The 17,644-nt window shown below is 44.6% G+C and carries 11 protein-coding genes; 5 read left to right on the forward strand and 6 right to left on the reverse strand.

Going from position 1 to position 17,644, the window contains the following annotated elements; translation table 11 throughout:
* The first annotated feature begins 40 nt into the window (after positions 1–40).
* The gene (locus JMY03_RS07965) at positions 41–1,570 is read left to right on the forward strand and encodes a bifunctional 2-methylcitrate dehydratase/aconitate hydratase (protein ID WP_201602763.1); all 1,530 of its coding nucleotides are present in this window, start codon (positions 41–43) and stop codon (positions 1,568–1,570) included.
* Positions 1,571–1,692: 122 nt separating this feature from the next.
* Here the strand turns inward: JMY03_RS07965 and JMY03_RS07970 are convergent, their stop codons facing one another.
* Positions 1,693–2,448, reverse strand: a complete 756-nt coding sequence (locus tag JMY03_RS07970; protein WP_201602765.1) for an SDR family oxidoreductase — start codon at positions 2,446–2,448, stop codon at positions 1,693–1,695.
* A 263-nt stretch (positions 2,449–2,711) separates the two neighbouring features.
* Between JMY03_RS07970 and JMY03_RS07975 the strand changes: the two genes are divergently transcribed.
* Together JMY03_RS07975 and JMY03_RS07980 are read left to right on the forward strand one after the other, a co-directional pair.
* Positions 2,712–4,088, forward strand: a complete 1,377-nt coding sequence (locus JMY03_RS07975) for a DUF2868 domain-containing protein (RefSeq protein WP_201602767.1) — start codon at positions 2,712–2,714, stop codon at positions 4,086–4,088.
* Positions 4,089–4,151: 63 nt separating this feature from the next.
* Positions 4,152–5,825, forward strand: a complete 1,674-nt coding sequence (locus JMY03_RS07980) for a DUF3482 domain-containing protein (RefSeq protein WP_201602769.1) — start codon at positions 4,152–4,154, stop codon at positions 5,823–5,825.
* A 34-nt stretch (positions 5,826–5,859) separates the two neighbouring features.
* On the opposite strand, the gene JMY03_RS07985 is transcribed toward JMY03_RS07980, so the two are convergent.
* The 3 genes from JMY03_RS07985 to JMY03_RS07995 all read right to left on the reverse strand — a co-directional run bounded on the left by JMY03_RS07985 (position 5,860) and on the right by JMY03_RS07995 (position 9,138).
* The gene (locus JMY03_RS07985; RefSeq protein ID WP_201602772.1) at positions 5,860–6,891 is read right to left on the reverse strand and encodes an ArsA family ATPase; all 1,032 of its coding nucleotides are present in this window, start codon (positions 6,889–6,891) and stop codon (positions 5,860–5,862) included.
* Between the two features lie 112 nt (positions 6,892–7,003).
* Entirely contained in the window at positions 7,004–7,294 is a 291-nt protein-coding gene (locus JMY03_RS07990) for a cory-CC-star protein (protein ID WP_201559115.1), read from the reverse strand.
* 164 nt (positions 7,295–7,458) lie between these two features.
* Complete coding sequence (locus JMY03_RS07995) at positions 7,459–9,138, reverse strand: carbon starvation CstA family protein (RefSeq protein ID WP_201602775.1); 1,680 nt, start codon at positions 9,136–9,138, stop codon at positions 7,459–7,461.
* Positions 9,139–9,484: 346 nt separating this feature from the next.
* Here JMY03_RS07995 and JMY03_RS08000 point away from each other — a divergent pair, with 346 nt between their 5' ends.
* Both JMY03_RS08000 and JMY03_RS08005 read left to right on the forward strand, forming a co-directional pair.
* The gene (locus tag JMY03_RS08000; RefSeq protein ID WP_201602778.1) at positions 9,485–10,153 is read left to right on the forward strand and encodes a hypothetical protein; all 669 of its coding nucleotides are present in this window, start codon (positions 9,485–9,487) and stop codon (positions 10,151–10,153) included.
* Between the two features lie 90 nt (positions 10,154–10,243).
* A complete protein-coding gene (locus tag JMY03_RS08005; protein WP_025646983.1) occupies positions 10,244–10,807 on the forward strand; it encodes a hypoxanthine-guanine phosphoribosyltransferase in 564 nt (187 codons plus the stop codon).
* Between the two features lie 51 nt (positions 10,808–10,858).
* Here the strand turns inward: JMY03_RS08005 and recD are convergent, their stop codons facing one another.
* Positions 10,859–13,048, reverse strand: a complete 2,190-nt coding sequence (recD, locus tag JMY03_RS08010; RefSeq protein WP_227675553.1) for an exodeoxyribonuclease V subunit alpha — start codon at positions 13,046–13,048, stop codon at positions 10,859–10,861.
* 96 nt (positions 13,049–13,144) lie between these two features.
* Entirely contained in the window at positions 13,145–17,620 is a 4,476-nt protein-coding gene (locus tag JMY03_RS08015; RefSeq protein WP_201602781.1) for a UvrD-helicase domain-containing protein, read from the reverse strand.
* Positions 17,621–17,644: the final 24 nt, after the last annotated feature.

Here is a 17,644-nt window from a genome sequence, read left to right on the forward strand (position 1 = left end):
CTAGTTAAATAATAACTCACTCAAGGAAGAGGAGACGATCATGTCAAACACCCAATCTGATAATCAAAACACGACGGTAGAGAGTAACGTTCGTCCCGAGTACGATAGAGAAATCCAAAAAATCGCCGATTATGTGCTAAGTTATTCGGTAGATAACGACTCTAAAAATAGTGAAGAGGCTTGGACTACCGCGCGCCATTGTCTGATGGATACCCTTGGCTGCGGGCTGCTTGCACTACGTTTTCCTGAATGCACCAAACACCTAGGTCCTGATTGCGAAGGTCATCTGACGCCTAATGGCGCACGAGTGCCTGGTACCACCCATCGACTTGATCCGATCAAAGCTGCTTTTGATATTGGCTGTATGGTGCGCTGGCTCGACTATAATGATACTTGGCTCGCCGCTGAATGGGGACATCCTTCTGATAATTTGGGCGGTATCCTTGCGGTAGCCGATTATATCAGTCAGCAAAACATTAGCCGCAACCTTAAGCCTTTGACCATGCGGGATGTGCTTGAGGCGATGATTATGGCACATGAGATTCAAGGCGTCATGGCGCTGGAGAATTCCTTTAACCGTGTGGGTCTCGACCATGTATTCTTAGTTAAATTAGCCTCAACCGCAGTCGTCGCTAAGCTCTATAACTTACCACGCGAGCGCATCATGGCGGCGATATCACAAGCCCTTGCCGATGGGCAGGCTCTACGCACGTATCGACATGCACCCAATGCCGGCAGCCGTAAGTCATGGGCTGCAGGTGATGCCACTAGCCGCGCGGTTCGGCTGGTCGATATTACTCGCCGCGGTGAGATGGGCATTCCAGGGGCTTTGTCCGCGCCGCAGTGGGGTTTTTATGATGTGCTCTTTAGCCATACCAATAAAGACTTAGCGACCAAACCTGAAGAAGATCGCCACTTTAAATTCCAGCGTGAGTTTGGCAGTTACGTGATGGAAAATATCTTGTTTAAATTAAGCTTCCCTGCCGAATTCCATGCGCAGACTGCTTGTGAGGCGGCGGTTATCTTGCATCCGCGTATCGATGATAGAATTGATGAGATTGAGAAGATCGTCCTCACCACCCATGAGTCTGCTATTCGTATTATCTCCAAGGAAGGTACACTCGCCAATCCTGCTGACCGCGACCACTGCTTGCAGTACATGGTAGCGGTGCCTTTATTGACAGGCGATTTGATGGCGGAGAATTATGAGGATGATTACCATGAGCAGCATCATATCTTAATCGACGGACTACGCCGAAAGATGGTGGTGGAAGAAGATGTCAGTTACACCAAAGACTATCACGATCCTAGCAAGCGCTCGATTGCCAATGCGATTCAGGTTTTTTTCAAAGACGGTACCTGTACGGATAAAGTGGTTATTGAGTATCCTATCGGTCATAAACGCCGCCGCGCTGAGGGTATTCCTATTCTAGAAGCAAAATTCCGCGCCAATCTAGCCACTCGTTTTATTGAGAGTCGCTGTGAGCAGATTATTGAGCTATGCGACAATCAAGCAAAACTAGAGCAAACGCCCGTGCATGAGTTTATGGATTTGTTTATGACAAATTAATATTGTTTAATCGCTTTTTTATGAGCTAAATCTATACCAAACAAAAGGGTTTGTCGTTACTCAATCAACGACAAACCCTTTTGCTTTTTCTGCTTCTTGTCACTGTGTTTTTGTGTTAAGTGTTACCAAGGTATCGACTCCCCTGCCCAATCAACGAAGCTACCGGTCTGATCGCTACTCATATCTGCGAGCACCTCTAATAAGGCCTCAGCGCTATAAGCTGGCGAGAACAGATGACCTTCACGTACGTTGGCTTGAAACGGTGCGGACAACTGCGTATTAACGGTACCAGGCTGCATGACAACCACGCAGACATCCTTTAATGAGCGTGACCATTCGATACTTAAGGTTTTCATTCCCATATTGAGCGCCGCTTTACTCATACGGTAGCTGTACCAGCCGCCAAGCTCATTATCGCTGATACTACCGACTCTAGCTGATATCGTCGCAAATATCGCCGGATTATCGGTACTACGCTCAGCGTTTTTGAGCAGCGGCTTGATGTGTTTGGCAATGAGCATGCTGGCAAGTGCATTGACCTGCATATTCTGTAGAAAAAACTCAGTCTGCATCTGCCGCAGCGCTTTTTCAGGCTTGTTATGCTCGGTATGCAGCAGACCCACACAATTGATTACCCAGTCGATATGGTTGCTATGAGTTTTTATAGCGTCAATACTCTGCTTGATACTGTCCTCATCGCAGATATCCATCTTTAGCCAATACAAATTATCAGCCTCAATCTCAGGTACGCCATTATGATAAGTCGCAAACACCGCTATGCCCGTCTGTATTTTATGGGTCATCTGGATTAGCTGCTCGACCATAGCTTTACCGATGCCGCCTGTACCACCGATGATAAGATACGTTTTTTTATTCATAACTGGCTCCTAGTTTGTTATCACAGTTGCGTCATTACCGTTTCGTTATCACTGTTATCACAGTTATCACTATGAATATAAGTTAGCATGGTTTGGCACTGTATTTGGTATTGTATTTGGTATGGTTTTGAGGTTCGTGAGCTCACATTATTTAATGAATATCGTTCAATAATAACCATTATCGAGATTAGATTTACGCTACAATAATCTGCAGATGTCATTTTACTCATTTATCTTCTCTTTTTACTTGGATCTTATTACTTATGCTATCCCCGCAAGATCAGCTGACTGAGCTGGTACGAAACCTTGAGAGCAACAATCATGTGTTTGCCACCGATCCGCTATTGGTGACCGAAAAGCTGCAAAATGAAGATGGCTCGCCAAAACAAAAGCTACATCGGCGCGCCAAACGAATCGATAGTAATGGGAAGCTTGCAAAAGTCCTAGGTAAAATTGATGCTCGTATCAAGAGCATCATGGTCATGATGAGTGTGGTCTGGTGTGTTTCAGGATTCCTAGGCTTATTCACTCTATTGCAGGCCAACGTTGTCAATTTCTTTTATGTGCTTGTCTGCTTACTCGGCTTTCATACCCTTATGCTTGTTGGCTGGCTGCTCCTTACTTTTATCAATCGCGGCAAGCAATCGGCCAATTGGTTTGCAAGCCTGGTTAGTCCAAGCTACTTGATTCGCGGTAAAGACGATGTCACTCAAGCGGCGGTTAGTCTCTATGAGCAGCAGCTTGAGCATAGCGGTATGCGCTGGTATCTCGGCAAATTCAGCCATCAGTTATGGCTTGCTACTTTGACAGGTATGCTGCTTGCGATCATATTCTTACTAGTCGTGCGTCAGTACAGCTTTAGTTGGGAATCCACGCTGTTATCGGATAATGCCTTGATTGGTTTGACTCAAACGCTAGGCTGGCTGCCGAGTTTAGTAGGGTTTAACGTTCCTGATAGTGCGGCTATTATCCAAAGCCGCTTAGTGACTGATGCGCTGCCTTTATCGGTGGCGAGGCAATGGGCAAGTTTGCTCGTGGGTAGTTTATTGATGTATGGCATTGTGCCGCGGGCAATTGCTTGGGTGTTTTGTGCGCTGATGTTCCGCCGCAAAAAAATGCGCCTTGATATCAAGCTGCCTTATTACCAAAAAATCATTAGCTTCTGGCAGCGCAAAGTCATTGATGCCGATGACTTCAAAGAAGCGCCCGCTCCTATTGCACCAAAAGCTGAGATAAGCCAAGCCAAAAAGCTCGTCGCCCTACTCGAATATCCTAGCGCGCATCAGCAGTGGTGGCGGGCAGGCGCAGCAATCGAAGCTAACGAAGCGGTTGAGAATTTCGGTATCCTTGATGATCGTGATGATATGGCACGCCTAAAGGATTACTTAGATCGTCATCCTGTGCAAGTGTTGTTAGGCATTCATAGTAAAGCCCTACCTGATCGCGGCACTCTGCGTAAGTTGGATCAAATTGCCACTCATGCCAAGCATGGTTTAATTGTACAATTACTAGATGATGATTCGGATATAGATGCTGATACTGAGCTTACTACCGAAACTTATAAAAACGATAATGTGCGCTACCAGCAGTGGCAAACGGCGCTGGCTGAGCGACAAATCGGTTTGGTCGCTAGTCATTAAGCGTTCATCATTCATTATTGAATTAAAAAGCACTATTTTGATAACCTGTAAATAAGACACATTATGAATAATAATACTGACAACGAAAATAATGAAAAGCCAGTCGGACTGTTTGCTGATAAAGCATTAAAAGATGATCCGGCTCCTGCGGTGGTGCCTGAGTCCACTGCTAGTAAAGAGTATGCGACTACGAATCTCACTGATACGAACTTCACTGAGACAGATAAAGCGGATCAAACCCCCGATAATGATAATGTCAATGCTCCTAACCCTTCCAACCTTCCGTCTAACCTCAAAAAGACACTTGCTACTGGTGAGCCGTTAAAGCTTGCCGTGGTTGGTCATACCAATACCGGTAAGACGTCGATTTTGCGCACCTTACTGCGTGATGTTTATTTCGGCGAAGTCAAAAACGAAGCCGCAACCACGCGTCATGTGGAGCGTGCGCAATTGACCGATAGCCAGACAGGTGAGGTTTTAGTTGCTCTTTATGATACGCCAGGACTTGAGGATGCTTCAGGCTTGATGGATTGGCTTGAGGACAATACAGCCAGTCGCCGTGATGGCATCGAGCGCTTGCAGCAGTTTTTGGCAGCAGATATCGCCACTGGCGCTCAAGGTGCCGAGGACTATAGCCAAGAAGCTAAAGTGATACGCCAACTACTGGCAAGTGATATGGCGGTTTATGTCGTCGATGCGCGAGAGCCTGTGCTCGGTAAGTACAAAGATGAGCTTGCGATTTTGTCTTGGGCGGCGATACCTGTGATGCCGGTGTTTAATTTCACTGATAGTCAAGAAGCTAACATCGATGAGTGGCAGACGATGCTGGCACGGCGTAATCTGCATATCTCGACGCGCTTTGATTCGGTCGCGTTTGAATTTGAAGATGAGATGCGACTTTGGCAAAACTTAGCTACCATGCTGACGCACTCAGAGATGCTTGAGCAGCTGATGCAGCGCCGTACCGAGGATTGGGCGCAGCTATATGATGAGGCGAAAATTATCATTGCAGATTTCTTGTTAAATGTGGCCGCTTTTGTGCGTGAGATTAGTGAAGATGATGATCCTATGCCGGTACTACAAGATATGCAAGAAGCCGTTAGGCAAACAGAACGTACGATGCAGCATCAGCTACTTAATCTGTATAAGTTTTATGATAATGCGGTGGCCGCAACGCCACTTGAGTTACAGGCTTATCAGCAAGATCCCTTTGATCCAGAACTGCTCAAAAGCTATGGTATTCGTACCACTTCTGGCGCGGCAGCAGGCGCGTTATTAGGATTAGGGATTGATGCGGCAGCACTTGGAACGACTTTAGGATTGGGTGCTGCACTAGGAGCAATAGGCGGTGGCCTATTATCTAACACCAGCAGTATCGCCGATAAGATCACTGGGGTGAAACGTTTATATATCGATCCGGCGACTTTGACGCTGCTTGCCACTCGTGCCACTGACTTATTGACCGCGCTGCGCCATCGCGGGCATGCGGCAACAGATGCCACACAATTGCTCTATCAAAATGAGAGTATTGATGATGGGGAGATATCAACAAGCAGCCAAGACGATGGTCTAGAAGAAGAGGATAATGCGATCACTCTTTGGCCCCCTCACAAACTACCAAGTGAGCTTAAAAAAGCACGGGGCAAACCGCAGTGGTCATCTTTGAGTAGCGGTAAATCAGAACAAGCGCAGAGCCTGCGCATGGATACAGCATGGTCTCTGGCGAGTAAGCTATAGGGTGCATTGCTTATAGGTTTAACTTTTAGGTTTATTATCTTAATAGCTCACTCAAAGCTTCAAACCCTCGTATATCAGTCTGCTGCAAGTATATTGCAGATAACGGATAGCGCTTAAAGGTAGTCGCGATATCATCCATGATCTGCTGCTGCCTATTAGCGCGCTGCTGCCAAAACGTGTCTTGTTGCTCGGGATGAATCAACTGATTGACAACGATGGCTGCAGGTTTAAGATTAGCGCTTTCTAACTGTTCAATAGCGCGTTTGGTTTCAACTAACGGCAAAATATCAGCGGTCATCACTAAGACGATAGCGGTTTTTTTGTGGTCATGTAGAAGCTGTGCCGCTTGACGAAATAATGCCTTGCGCCGCTCCAATACTGCTACCGCTTGCTCCCAGCGATCAGGCTTTTGTTTCTCAAAAGGATTGGCAACGTCTTTGTCTTTTAGGCGATTGTTTTTATCATCATTTTTGTCTAAACGTGTTGCGACTGAGCGTAGTTTGGCTTGGCGTCGTTGCTGCGCCAATAGACCATCTGTCCAAGCCCCCATCATCTCAGGCAATACCAGTAGACGTAGCGTATGTCCCGTCGGCGCAGTATCAAAGATAATATGCTCATAACCCTCCTCGGCGGCAGAGACTAAATGCTGGCACATAGACTCAAGCATAGCCGCCTCCTGTGCTCCAGGCGCCGACTTTGATAGGCGCAGATGCTCGCGAATTTTTGGCATCATATCCGGATTGGCATAGGCCGTAATAGTGCGCTCCACTTGCGCAAAATGGGCATCTACAATGACATCGGGATTGAGCTCAATGGCGTCAAGATATGGGCTGATCGCTGTTTTTTTATTATTAAGTTTGGTGCTCAATACATCGCCCAAGCTATGCGCAGGGTCTGTTGAGATGATAAGCGTCTTTTTCTGCTGGCTTGCCAACTGGCTGGCAAGTGCTGCCGCTGTAGTGGTTTTTCCCACTCCGCCTTTTCCGCCTACAAATATAATCGGCTGCTGTGACAATTGAGTGACTAATGTTTTTAACGAGGTGTGCTCTATAGACTGCGTCGCCATGCTTTTCTCTATATTCAATGACTATCTATTGTCTGATTGCTATTGTCTGATTGACTCATTTTGCCGCTATTTATACTTATGATAAATGTATACTTAGAATAAATCTGTTGAGCTAACAGCAGCCGACATGATCGAACGGGCATTTATCCATACCCATACGGGTATGCCATTCATGGAAATTCTCTAAAAATAGTGGCTGTAGCTCTAAGGTGTAAAAGCTTGCCGGGTTATCAATGCCTAAGCTCTCAGCAAACATCATTAGCATAAAAAAATCCTCTTCATCACGAGCAGCGCGGGCCATCGTTTGTCTATAAGGCGCATGATAGAACTCGCTTAATCCAGCAGAAAACCGCTGCCACCAAGAGGCGTTAGATTGTGGCTTTTGCTGCTCATTGTCCTTCATATCTTATCCTAGTTGTGCTCTGATAGTATTGAGTATATTCACATTTGCTGAGAGTTAACTTATATCTTTATTCCTTACTATACCTTATGTTTGTTCAATAAAAAACGCCAGCAATCGCCAGCGCTTTATTTAACTTAGTATCTAATTCACTGATAAACGATAGGTTAGATATTCTTCTTAGCTTTATGTTCGCCCCATTCTCGGCGCAATACTGAAAAACTCTCAAAAGTCACTAACACCGAGGCGATTAAGATAATCAAATCCATCGCAATCAGTAGCCAGTTGCCATCATCATAGAAGGTTTTGAGCTGAATCAATAAGGCAAATAGCGTCATCACTAATAAGAAACACAGCGGCGCTAAGGTGTACCAGACGGTCTTGCCTTTACGCAGTAAAATAACGGTTACAATCATCAGCGTTAAGGCGGCCATGAGCTGGTTGGTCGTACCAAATAGAGGCCAGATAATCATACCACCAGCACCATCGATACCACCGGCACCGAATGCTAATAGCAAGCAAGTCCCTACGGCCAATAAGGTCGCTATCCAGCCCTTGCTCAGTGCCGGCAGGTTATAAAACTCGCCAAACTCTTGAAAGATATAACGCTGCAGGCGTACACCAGTATCCATAGTTGTTCCTGCGAACAGCGCTGCCATCACGGTGAGCATCGTTTGCGATAGCACTACATCGATACCGACACCATTACTTAAAATAGTAGCGCCACCATCAATAAAAGCACCGATGGAGCCATCACCAAAGTTTTGATAAACCGCCTGCCAATCGCCTAAAGTTGCAAAACCTGCGGTCGCCGCTAAGATAGCCCCAAGCGCCAGCATCCCCTCACCTAGCGCACCAAAATAACCAACGAACCGTGCATCCTCTTCTTTATCGACCTGTTTAGATGTCGTACCTGTAGCGACTAAACCATGAAAGCCCGATATCGCCCCGCAAGCAATAGTTACAAATAGTAAAGGCACAATTGAGGGCGCGCTCATCGGCAAGTCGCTGTTGATCGCAGGCGCGACTATATTAGGCGTTGAGATAAAAATAGCAGCATATAATAATATTAGGCCAACGAAAAGCTGTAAGCCGTTGATATAATCACGAGGCTGCAATAACATCCATACCGGCAATAATGACGCGACGGCAGCGTAAGAAAATAGGATAATAATCCAAACAGCGTTATCAGGTAAGCCCATAAAGGTCTCAGGCAGCACTACTGGAAACATAGGCCCTAGATAGATCAGTCCGTATAAGGCCGTTACTCCAATAATAGAGACCCAAATAAGGCTCATATTGTAGCGATAGATACACTGCCCAATGATAAAAGCGACCACTAATGCGCCCCACACTGGCAGTACTGCGGATGGCGTTTTGATAAGCATATTAGCGATAGCCACACCGAACACAGCATTGACCATCAGTAGTAACAAGAAAATCACTACCATCATCAAGCTACGCACACTCGAGCCCATTACCGTACCGGCAATTGAACCAATAGATTGACCACGGTTACGCATACTTGCCCAAATGGCAGACATATCATGGACACCTGCCATAAATATCGTCCCAAAAACCACCCAAAGCACAGCAGGTACCCAGCCCCAAATTACGGCAATAGCAGGACCAATAATCGGTGCCGCCCCTGCGACTGAAGTAAAATGGTGACCCCATAATACATATTTGTTAGTAGGAACATAGTCCACACCATCTTTCATGGTGTGGGCTGGCGTGGGCAGACTATTGTCTAACCCTAATATTTTACTCGCTATAAATTTTGAATAAAAAAGATAACCGCATAGCATCATACCGATGCTGATAAGCAGTACAATTGCACTATTCATATCATTCATCCTTGCATACTTACTCTCTTTACATCAGCCAAAAAGGCTGCCTTTATCACTTATAGATGTTATAAAAACGCGAACACTTCATTAGTCATTTTAATTTATAGTCTACAATTGTCGTAGTATCACCCTATATCATCGCAGTGGTCAATTATAACCTGCAAAATTGATCGCACTTAAACGATATCTACTAAAACTGCGGTTAAATAAACAATTATTATCCCAGATATTGATGTTATAGATAGTGACTGCAGCTGATAAACGAATGCAACGTCACTAGTTTTTTACGTATACTGTTCTATTTGATTTAAAATACTCATTTAATAAGATTCAAGGAAAAGATATGGCACACTATTTCGGATTTCCACCGTCAGAGAAACTCAAACAATTAATAGAAGAAGCGGCGCAAGCGGAGGCATCGGATGAGCATGTTGAGTACTACAAACATCGCGATGCACTAACTCACCAAACTGCTAGAGATTTGATCGATAATTTGCTGGTAGGCTTAGTAGAGATTATCCCTAACCCTGAACGTCAAGCCTCCATGCGCAAAATCGTTGGCACCATTGAGCGCTCAGCTGATACGCTACTTAACATCTTATTAAATAAAGAGAATAATGAAGATGTCTTGCCAAGCTTTCACTTCCTGCGCGACCGAGCCACTTTTATTGATAATGAAGGGGTCAGTCGGGTCGGTTTTAAGCTCTCCGAGGATAGTGCTCAAAAAATCACAGAAGGCTTTGCTTCAGTAACTCCTGATGATGTCGATATGAGTAAATTTAAGTTAGCATTAGAGACGATGAACGAAGATACGCTCACTCATTTTATCACTCGTTATGCCGAGACCCTTAAACTTGGCATGATTAAACGCAAATCAGTGCCCGTTACCAAAGCCGCTATCGATAAAGGTATGAGCATGGCATTGAATAAAATGCTACCTGACTTACCTATGAGCTCATTGAACCGTTTGGCCAATTATTATCGTCCTTTTATTGTGGAAAAGGCAGATTAATTAATATTAGGGTAATGGCGGTTTGCGATTAGGTAAATTCGCTAAAACTTGCTAAAATATGTGGCACTTTTATCAAAGGCGCACCCTACTATGACTCAAATCAGTAATCAAGAGATCGAACAAACTCTACGTAATTCAGAGTGTCTCATTAGCAGTATCGAAGTTGCGGCCGCTTACGAGCGTCTTGCTGCCCAGCTTAATTTGCATTATGCAGGCCTGAACCCTATCGTTATGGTAGTGATGAACGGTGGCCTTATCCCAGCAGGACAGCTACTGACTCATCTGACTTTTTATCATCGCATGCATTACATTCATGCGACGCGCTATCGTGACAATGAAGGGACCAGCGATCTTGATTGGAAATTTAAACCCGATGTCAGTATCGAAGGCGAGCATGTACTACTCATCGATGATATTTTTGATGAAGGTATCACGCTCAAAGCTATCGTTGAAGAATTAGGTAAAGAAAAGCCCGCTTCAATCGATTCTTGCGTCCTTTTAAATAAAATGCATGATCGCAAAGTTGCTAATTTCGATGTGGATTTTGTCGGTATCGATGTTGATGACCGTTATGTCTATGGCTGCGGTATGGACTTTCATGGTTACTTGCGTCACCTGCCAGGTATTTATGCGATTAAAGAAGACAAAGTGTAGTATTTTATTCTACACAATAAAAAGCATCCGTTATGGATGCTTTTTTTGCGTTTATAGAGCTTCAAACTGTAGTGATAACCCTGTATAGCGCTCAGTTGGGGTCTGCACTGCCTTCTCAAAGGCAGACTTGGTGCTATATATACTGACCTGTTTTTTGGCGCGAGTCACTGCCGTATAGATAAGCTCTTTACTGAGTAGCCTACTATGACTAGTATCAAAAGTAATCGCAACATGAACAAACTCAGATCCTTGCGACTTGTGAATAGTCATAGCGTAGGCAGTAGATACGAGCTCATCATTTAATAGACTAACGGCGATGCCCTGAGTTTTATTTTCAAAGAAGACTTCTAGTGGCGCGCCATCTGTCCCCGTCTGCAAGCAAAAACCAATATCCCCGTTGAACAACCCAAGCTCATAGTTGTTTTGTAGCATCATAACAGGCCGACCATGAAACCAAGTATTTTGACCTAGCGGCAGTTTTAACTCAGCCAGATGCCACTGTGTTAGGTAGTTATTAATATAATGATCGCCCCACTCTCCATTATGTCCAGCCGTAAGTATTCTAAATTGATTGAAAGTTTGTACTAGAGAGGTAATTGTTTCTTTAACAACTGTTGGCACGGATTTTTCTATTGGATCTTCTAATAGTACATTGATTTTTTTTATGTATTCTTGGTAGTTTAGAATTATTTTTTTAAGATTTTCTAAATTGCTTAGGCTATTTTTTATCTGGTTATTTGGATTTGTTTGCGCAGATTGCGTATTTATATTCGAAAAACTCAGCGCCTGATCTTGCTTTAATAACTGCCAAATGCCTTGCGTGTCTGTATCTATATTATTGATTTGCTGAGCCAACTTACCAATACCAGAGTCTTTGCTAAATCTGCGACTCTCAGTAAGCTCTACGTGTACGGGTTGCAGGCTTGGTATGCGGCATAGGTCGGATAAGACGGCACCTGCATCTACTGCCGCAAGCTGATTGGCATCACCCAGTAATATAAGTCTCGCGCCTTTTTTTACTGCACTAACCAGATAATTTGCCAGCTCTACTCCGAGCATAGAGGCCTCATCAACGATGATGATATCTTCGCCAAGCGGATTGTCTGCATCGTAGCGCGGTCTACCCGTTCGCCCAATGCCTAGTAAACGATGGATGGTTTTTGCTTCTTCTAGTTGCATATCAACATTTGCCGCATCTAAAGCCGCTTGCAAAGATTCCTGCATACGCTGTGCAGCCTTACCAGTCGGCGCAGCCAACGCTAAGCTTGCGCTATCGGTGCTAAACTTGATAGGTGCGTCATCTTCCCTACTCTGTGCTGCTTGTTGCAGAGCAATAACGAGCTGCGCCACAGTATAAGTCTTACCTGTCCCAGGTCCACCCGTGATGATACTAAAAGCGTTGTGATTAGCCACATTAATCGCTGCTATCTGTCGTTTCTCCAGATTATCTGGTATAGCAATTGAAAGAGGGGTTATCTGCTGATTTATAATTGAATTGATGCGCGTAGCTAAGCTAAATTCTGCTTGCCAGGTGCGGTGTAGCCAAAGGGTGGCTGATGTATTTTGATTGTCTTCTTTTTGAATTTGATAAATGATTGGTTTGTTATTTTTGCTTAGGCTATTTCTATCATCCTTATTAAGATATTCAACATTACTGAACAAGTCATACTGACCGATTGAGTGAATAAAAGCATCTAGATCTGTATTTCTTAGCCGCTGATATAACGCAGTGATGGCATCTAAGCGCTTCGTCAAAAGCTCTCTTTCATAATTAGTCAGCACTGACTGTGACCATAGTTGATGTCTTTGAGCAACTATAATGCTTAGTAAACTAAAAAGTGAGGGCTCTGTAGCCACTTCATCTGCTATCAGCTGGTCGATTTGTCCCTCTGCCAATACCAGAAGTGGCGTGGCTAGCATCTCTAGCAGCTTCAATTGCCAAGCATACAGAGTCACTGATTCGCCCCCGATATCCCCCTGCACAGGCCTTTCATCCTTAGCCTCTTCCAGCGTTAATACTGTATGCCCTTGTTCTAAATGCGTCGTCAACATGACAAATACAGCGCTAAATAAGGCTTTATCTTGCACCCCATCTACTTGTTCGGTCTCGATATTCGTCTCAACATCAGACACGTGATATGCTGACTGCGTTTGCTGACGACGCAGCAACAGATAATCACTAAGATTGCTAGCCCAACTTTCGTGTAGGCTAATGGCTGCCCTACTATTACTGTTATTCATAATATTTTGTCTCTTATGTCTGTCTTTATGGCTATCTAATAAATCGCTGTTGCTTTATTTTTGGTAAATAGGTTATCTATTCTGAGCCCTAACTCATTAGTCTGGCAAACCAAGCAAGGTATCTAAAGCTTTGATGAAGTCGATGGGTATGTCCCAGATGACTAACCCAAAGCGCTTATTAGTAACTACATTACAATCGGCCGTATTTTTTTTATTTTGCCTAGCACTATCTAAAGCACTATCTGATGTCGACGCATCTGCATGATAGACCCCGCGTAAAAACACATACTCGACAGGACCAAGATATTTATCTTCATTACCGTCATAATCGCTGACTCGCATACTTAAGAAACGATGCAATGCAACCTGATAAATGGCGGCTTGTAGCCAATACCCAGCCTTTGACATGGCTTGTTTAAGCGTCTTTTCATCATAGCTGCTTAGGCTATTTCCTAAATAGTTACTTTTGTAGTCCACCACATAATATTTACCTGCGTGTTCATAAACTAAGTCAATCTCGCCGCGTAGATAGCGATACAAGTGTGCTTTATTTTGCGCCACTAAAGTCACGTGCTTGTCCGGTTCGTTTGGTAAGTGCTCTGCAAACAGAGTAGTGATATCCTCTGCTCTAAAGTGCTCTGACAAGCCCATGTTGAACTCCAGCTCAGCAAAGCGCTGTGTAGTATCAATTGACTCTAACGGCTGGTTAGAAGCTAATAGCGGCGTCTGTAGCACCTCTTTGATCCAACCCATTAACGCTTCATGTTGGCTCGCTACTATCGTATCTGTATCGACAGACTGACTACTCTGTTTTTTATTTGCCTGTAATACACGCTGCTGCTGCTCTGCGCTACTATAAATCAGTGGCAGCTGATAGCTACTCACCGCGCGGTCGATGACTTGAGACCACTGAGATTGATTATTAAAGTCAATTTTTTCAAATATTTCATGCAAAAATGTACCGGCATTCGCGCCTTTGACAAAAGTAAAGCGGATACCATCCTCTCGCTTAAGCTCCAAGTCGCAGCCCGGCTCGAAACCTTCATTGCTATCTATGACTCCTACTGGCTCTTTCGTTTTTATATCTATGGCATCATCAATGCGCTCATCGACAACCGCCATAATCTGTGTTGATTCATCTAACTGGCGCGCCAAAGCGGTAAAACTGGTCTTCGCCCAGCCAAAGAAGTAACGACTGCGCATAACTTCCAAGAACGGTGCGTATTCAATCTTCTGTGTCGCTAGTTTCGTTGTGACAGTAGTCAAACCATTTGCCGTATTGGCCTTATTCGCTTGGCCCTTTTCATGATACTCATTAATTTTATGAGCTCTAATCATCCCTATCGTGCCTTTGAGCCTATCTGGCAACTCAATATTCTTAGCCGGTACGTCTAACCAATAGCAGACTGGTCTCAAGCACGCGTTCGTATTACTATAAGCATCTTTTAAGACCACATAAAGCTGCTCACTAGCACGAGTAAAGGCGACGTAGCCCAGGCGACGTAGCTCATCAAAACCTTCTTGGGTTTCAAACTCAGTGTAATAGTCTGCTTTAGTGGCTGAGCCTTGCACGGGTGAGAAACGGCGCTGATTGCTAACTGTATTTGGTTGTTGTGAGTTACGGTTCGATTGGTCATCATATAGATATAAACCATACTGCTCTTTATTACCGGATCTTCTACTGGCATCGCCCATACCCAGTACATAGACAATCGGGAACTCAAGCCCTTTAGACTTATGAATGGTCATCAGCTGCACTCCTGACTCCGTCGGGAGCGGATATTGCTTCGCCCAATCGCTGTTAGGGGCAGCGTCAATGTTTTGCCGAAACCACGCCAAAAGCTCATGCTCGCCCATGCCGCTGCCGTACTGCGCCATAACATCTAGCACATGACGCAAGTCCATAATATGACGATCGCCTTCTGGATGATTCGCAAGTGCCTGCCAAACGCCTTGCGACTGGACCGGGCTCTTATCTAACAAATAATGTAGCGCTGACAAAATCCCAAAATGCTGCCAACGCTGCGCGCCTTCTTTTATATAAGCAATAAAGTCTTGGTAGCTTTGTTTGTGAGCGCTATCACTACGGTTAACAGCGCCTGACTCATGATCTATCATCATTGCTCTAACGGCCTTGATATTTAGACCATACAGATGACTGGTTAACACGCGATTGATCATGTCATGACGATAGGGATAGAGCATAGCGCTCAGTAGCGCGGCCACATCCTCTGCCATGATGGTCTCAAAGATACTGACATCACTAGTCGTCAGCGTAGGCACTTTTAGCTTCACCAGCTCATCTTCAACCTGCTTTAAGTCTTTTTTGGTACGTGCCAGCACACCGATATCACTTGGTTGAATAGGCACGCCTTTTAAGGTCTGATTGCTGCTTAATAAGGCCGCAATATGACGCGCGGTAATCTCATACTCATCGTACTCAAGCTCGTTGTCATATGGTAAGTGTAATAAGCTCACTGGCTGAGCTGAGAGCACCTCCGTCACTAAATCAGTCACTAAATCATGGGTTTCAGAAGCTGCCATATTAGACCAAGACAACTGGCTATCTGGTTTTGCCGCTTTGATATGCTGATAATAAATCCCTGCACCTAACTGCGACAGCTTATTATCACCCGTGCTAGGCGTTGCCATACCAAACCAGCAATTGAGCGCATGGATGACGCCTGCATTTGAGCGGCGATTGACATCTAGCGTCCAAAAGCTTTGCTTATCAAACTGAGCTTTCATGTCGTTATAGTTGGCCACATCGCCACCGCGAAAGCCATAAATCGCTTGCTTAGGATCGCCAACTAATAACAAAAACTCATGACTGGTTTTTTTCGCGCTAGATTGCTTATCGTTGGCCGAAGCTGCGCTCTTTTTATTGGCTAAATAAATACTTTTAATCATCAATGCTTGCTCGCCATTGATATCTTGCGACTCATCAATAAGCGCAATGGGATAATGATGGCGAATATAACGCGCCAGCTTGAGCCCTTGCTTGCCTGTTAGTGCCTGATTTAGACGCACCATCTGTAGACCAAAAGTCGTCTCACCGCGCTCCTCTAAAATCACCGGCAGCCTATCCCGAACCGCGAGAACAATATGACGGTTTAGGTTGGCCAACAATGAAATAATATGTTGGTCTAATTTTTCGACCATATCTAAAATGGCCATTAACTTGACTATTGTATCTAACCCAAAAAGAGCCTGATGTTCCTTTTCTCTGTCTTTATTGAAATTTTTAATCTTGCCTTCTTCATTGGGATATCTAGAGTCCTGTAACGAAGTCAGAATTTTATTTTCACGCTCGTCTAAATAGCTAGTAAAGGCTAGCTGATGTTCTGCTATTTTATGATGTACATCAACTAAGGCGTCAAAATGATTGATTAAATTAGAGTTACCACGAAACCCTTGTGACTTCCTATAGTCAGAATTTAAATATGGCTGAATATCTGCTAAATCTAATTGAGCAAATTCATAAAGCATCTTCTCGTACGCACTAAAGTCAAAGTCTTGATCTAGTTTCACCTCATCAATAAGCGCTGAGATAAAATTCAGCGAGCGCGTGACAAAACCCTTATGATCACCGATATCAGTAAGTTTGCCTTGCTGCTCTAGTAACGTATAGAGTTTAGGCTGCTCATGATAGAGGCGACTTTGAAATTGGCGTAGCTCATCATGAATGATGCTATCAGTGACTTGCTCGATACTGCTGTCTTCGATGATACCCATGCCCTGCTGATGACCGGTCTCGCTACTGTATTCCGTCAGCCACTTCTGCGCTAAGCTATCAAGCGTACCCACAAATAGATTATCAAGCGTCGTGAGCACCAATGCCGTGCGCCGAATAGCCTCGGTCATCGGGTAGCTATAGACATGATCGAGTAGATAGCTGATTAAATGTAAGTTGATTGGATCTTGCATTAGGCTATCTAAGCGCGCATAACTGGCTTGCTGTATGAGCCAAGTATTGCGCTCCTCTTTGGCTTTAGCGCGGTTTTCGCGAGTAGTGGTTTGACTGTTTTGTTGTTCATAGTCAAGATCTTGGTTTAGCTCCTCGCTCTTCTGACTGGGGTTCTCTTTGGACTGACTTTCTGAATTGATTTGTTCAGGGGTTACCTGTAAGGATTTTGGATAGAGCATATCTTTATTATTAACATCACTGCTTAGGCTATTTACCCATTGTAATAACTGATAAAACTCAACTAAACGCTCGTGGATACGCTGACGCATCTCGGCGGCTGCGGCACGAGTGAACGTAGTGGCGATGATTTGTTCAGGGGCCCGTCTTGCCTCAATCAACAAACGCAGGACGATGCCCGTTAGCGTCCATGTCTTACCGGTACCCGCTGAGGCTTCAATCAGGTGTTGACCGCTGAGCTCAACCTCAACCGCCGGTACCTTTTCGGATGATTTTCTAGATAATTTTTCAGATGCTTTGTCTGCTTTATTATTATTTGGCATATCAGCACTTCTCACGGCGCTTTGCGACTCGTATAAATGCCCATCAGCGAAAGGCAGCTGTTGCGAGCTCTCCGCAAAATCAGGCGTATCGGTAAACTCTGTCATATTGGCGTACACTTTAAATTATTA

This window comes from Psychrobacter submarinus, assembly GCF_904846685.1.
Classification (GTDB): Bacteria; Pseudomonadota; Gammaproteobacteria; order Pseudomonadales; family Moraxellaceae; genus Psychrobacter; species Psychrobacter submarinus.

Bases quoted from the DNA above. Each gene is read 5' to 3' on its own strand.
- JMY03_RS08005 (WP_025646983.1), top strand. From the start codon at position 10,244: ATGACTCAAATCAGTAATCAAGAGATCGAACAAACTCTACGTAATTCA.
- recD (WP_227675553.1), bottom strand. From the start codon at position 13,048: ATGAATAACAGTAATAGTAGGGCAGCCATTAGCCTACACGAAAGTTGG.
- JMY03_RS07965 (WP_201602763.1), top strand. From the start codon at position 41: ATGTCAAACACCCAATCTGATAATCAAAACACGACGGTAGAGAGTAAC.
- JMY03_RS07990 (WP_201559115.1), bottom strand. From the start codon at position 7,294: ATGAAGGACAATGAGCAGCAAAAGCCACAATCTAACGCCTCTTGGTGG.
- JMY03_RS08000 (WP_201602778.1), top strand. From the start codon at position 9,485: ATGGCACACTATTTCGGATTTCCACCGTCAGAGAAACTCAAACAATTA.
- JMY03_RS07985 (WP_201602772.1), bottom strand. From the start codon at position 6,891: ATGGCGACGCAGTCTATAGAGCACACCTCGTTAAAAACATTAGTCACT.
- JMY03_RS08015 (WP_201602781.1), bottom strand. From the start codon at position 17,620: ATGACAGAGTTTACCGATACGCCTGATTTTGCGGAGAGCTCGCAACAG.
- JMY03_RS07975 (WP_201602767.1), top strand. From the start codon at position 2,712: ATGCTATCCCCGCAAGATCAGCTGACTGAGCTGGTACGAAACCTTGAG.
- JMY03_RS07970 (WP_201602765.1), bottom strand. From the start codon at position 2,448: ATGAATAAAAAAACGTATCTTATCATCGGTGGTACAGGCGGCATCGGT.
- JMY03_RS07995 (WP_201602775.1), bottom strand. From the start codon at position 9,138: ATGAATAGTGCAATTGTACTGCTTATCAGCATCGGTATGATGCTATGC.
- JMY03_RS07980 (WP_201602769.1), top strand. From the start codon at position 4,152: ATGAATAATAATACTGACAACGAAAATAATGAAAAGCCAGTCGGACTG.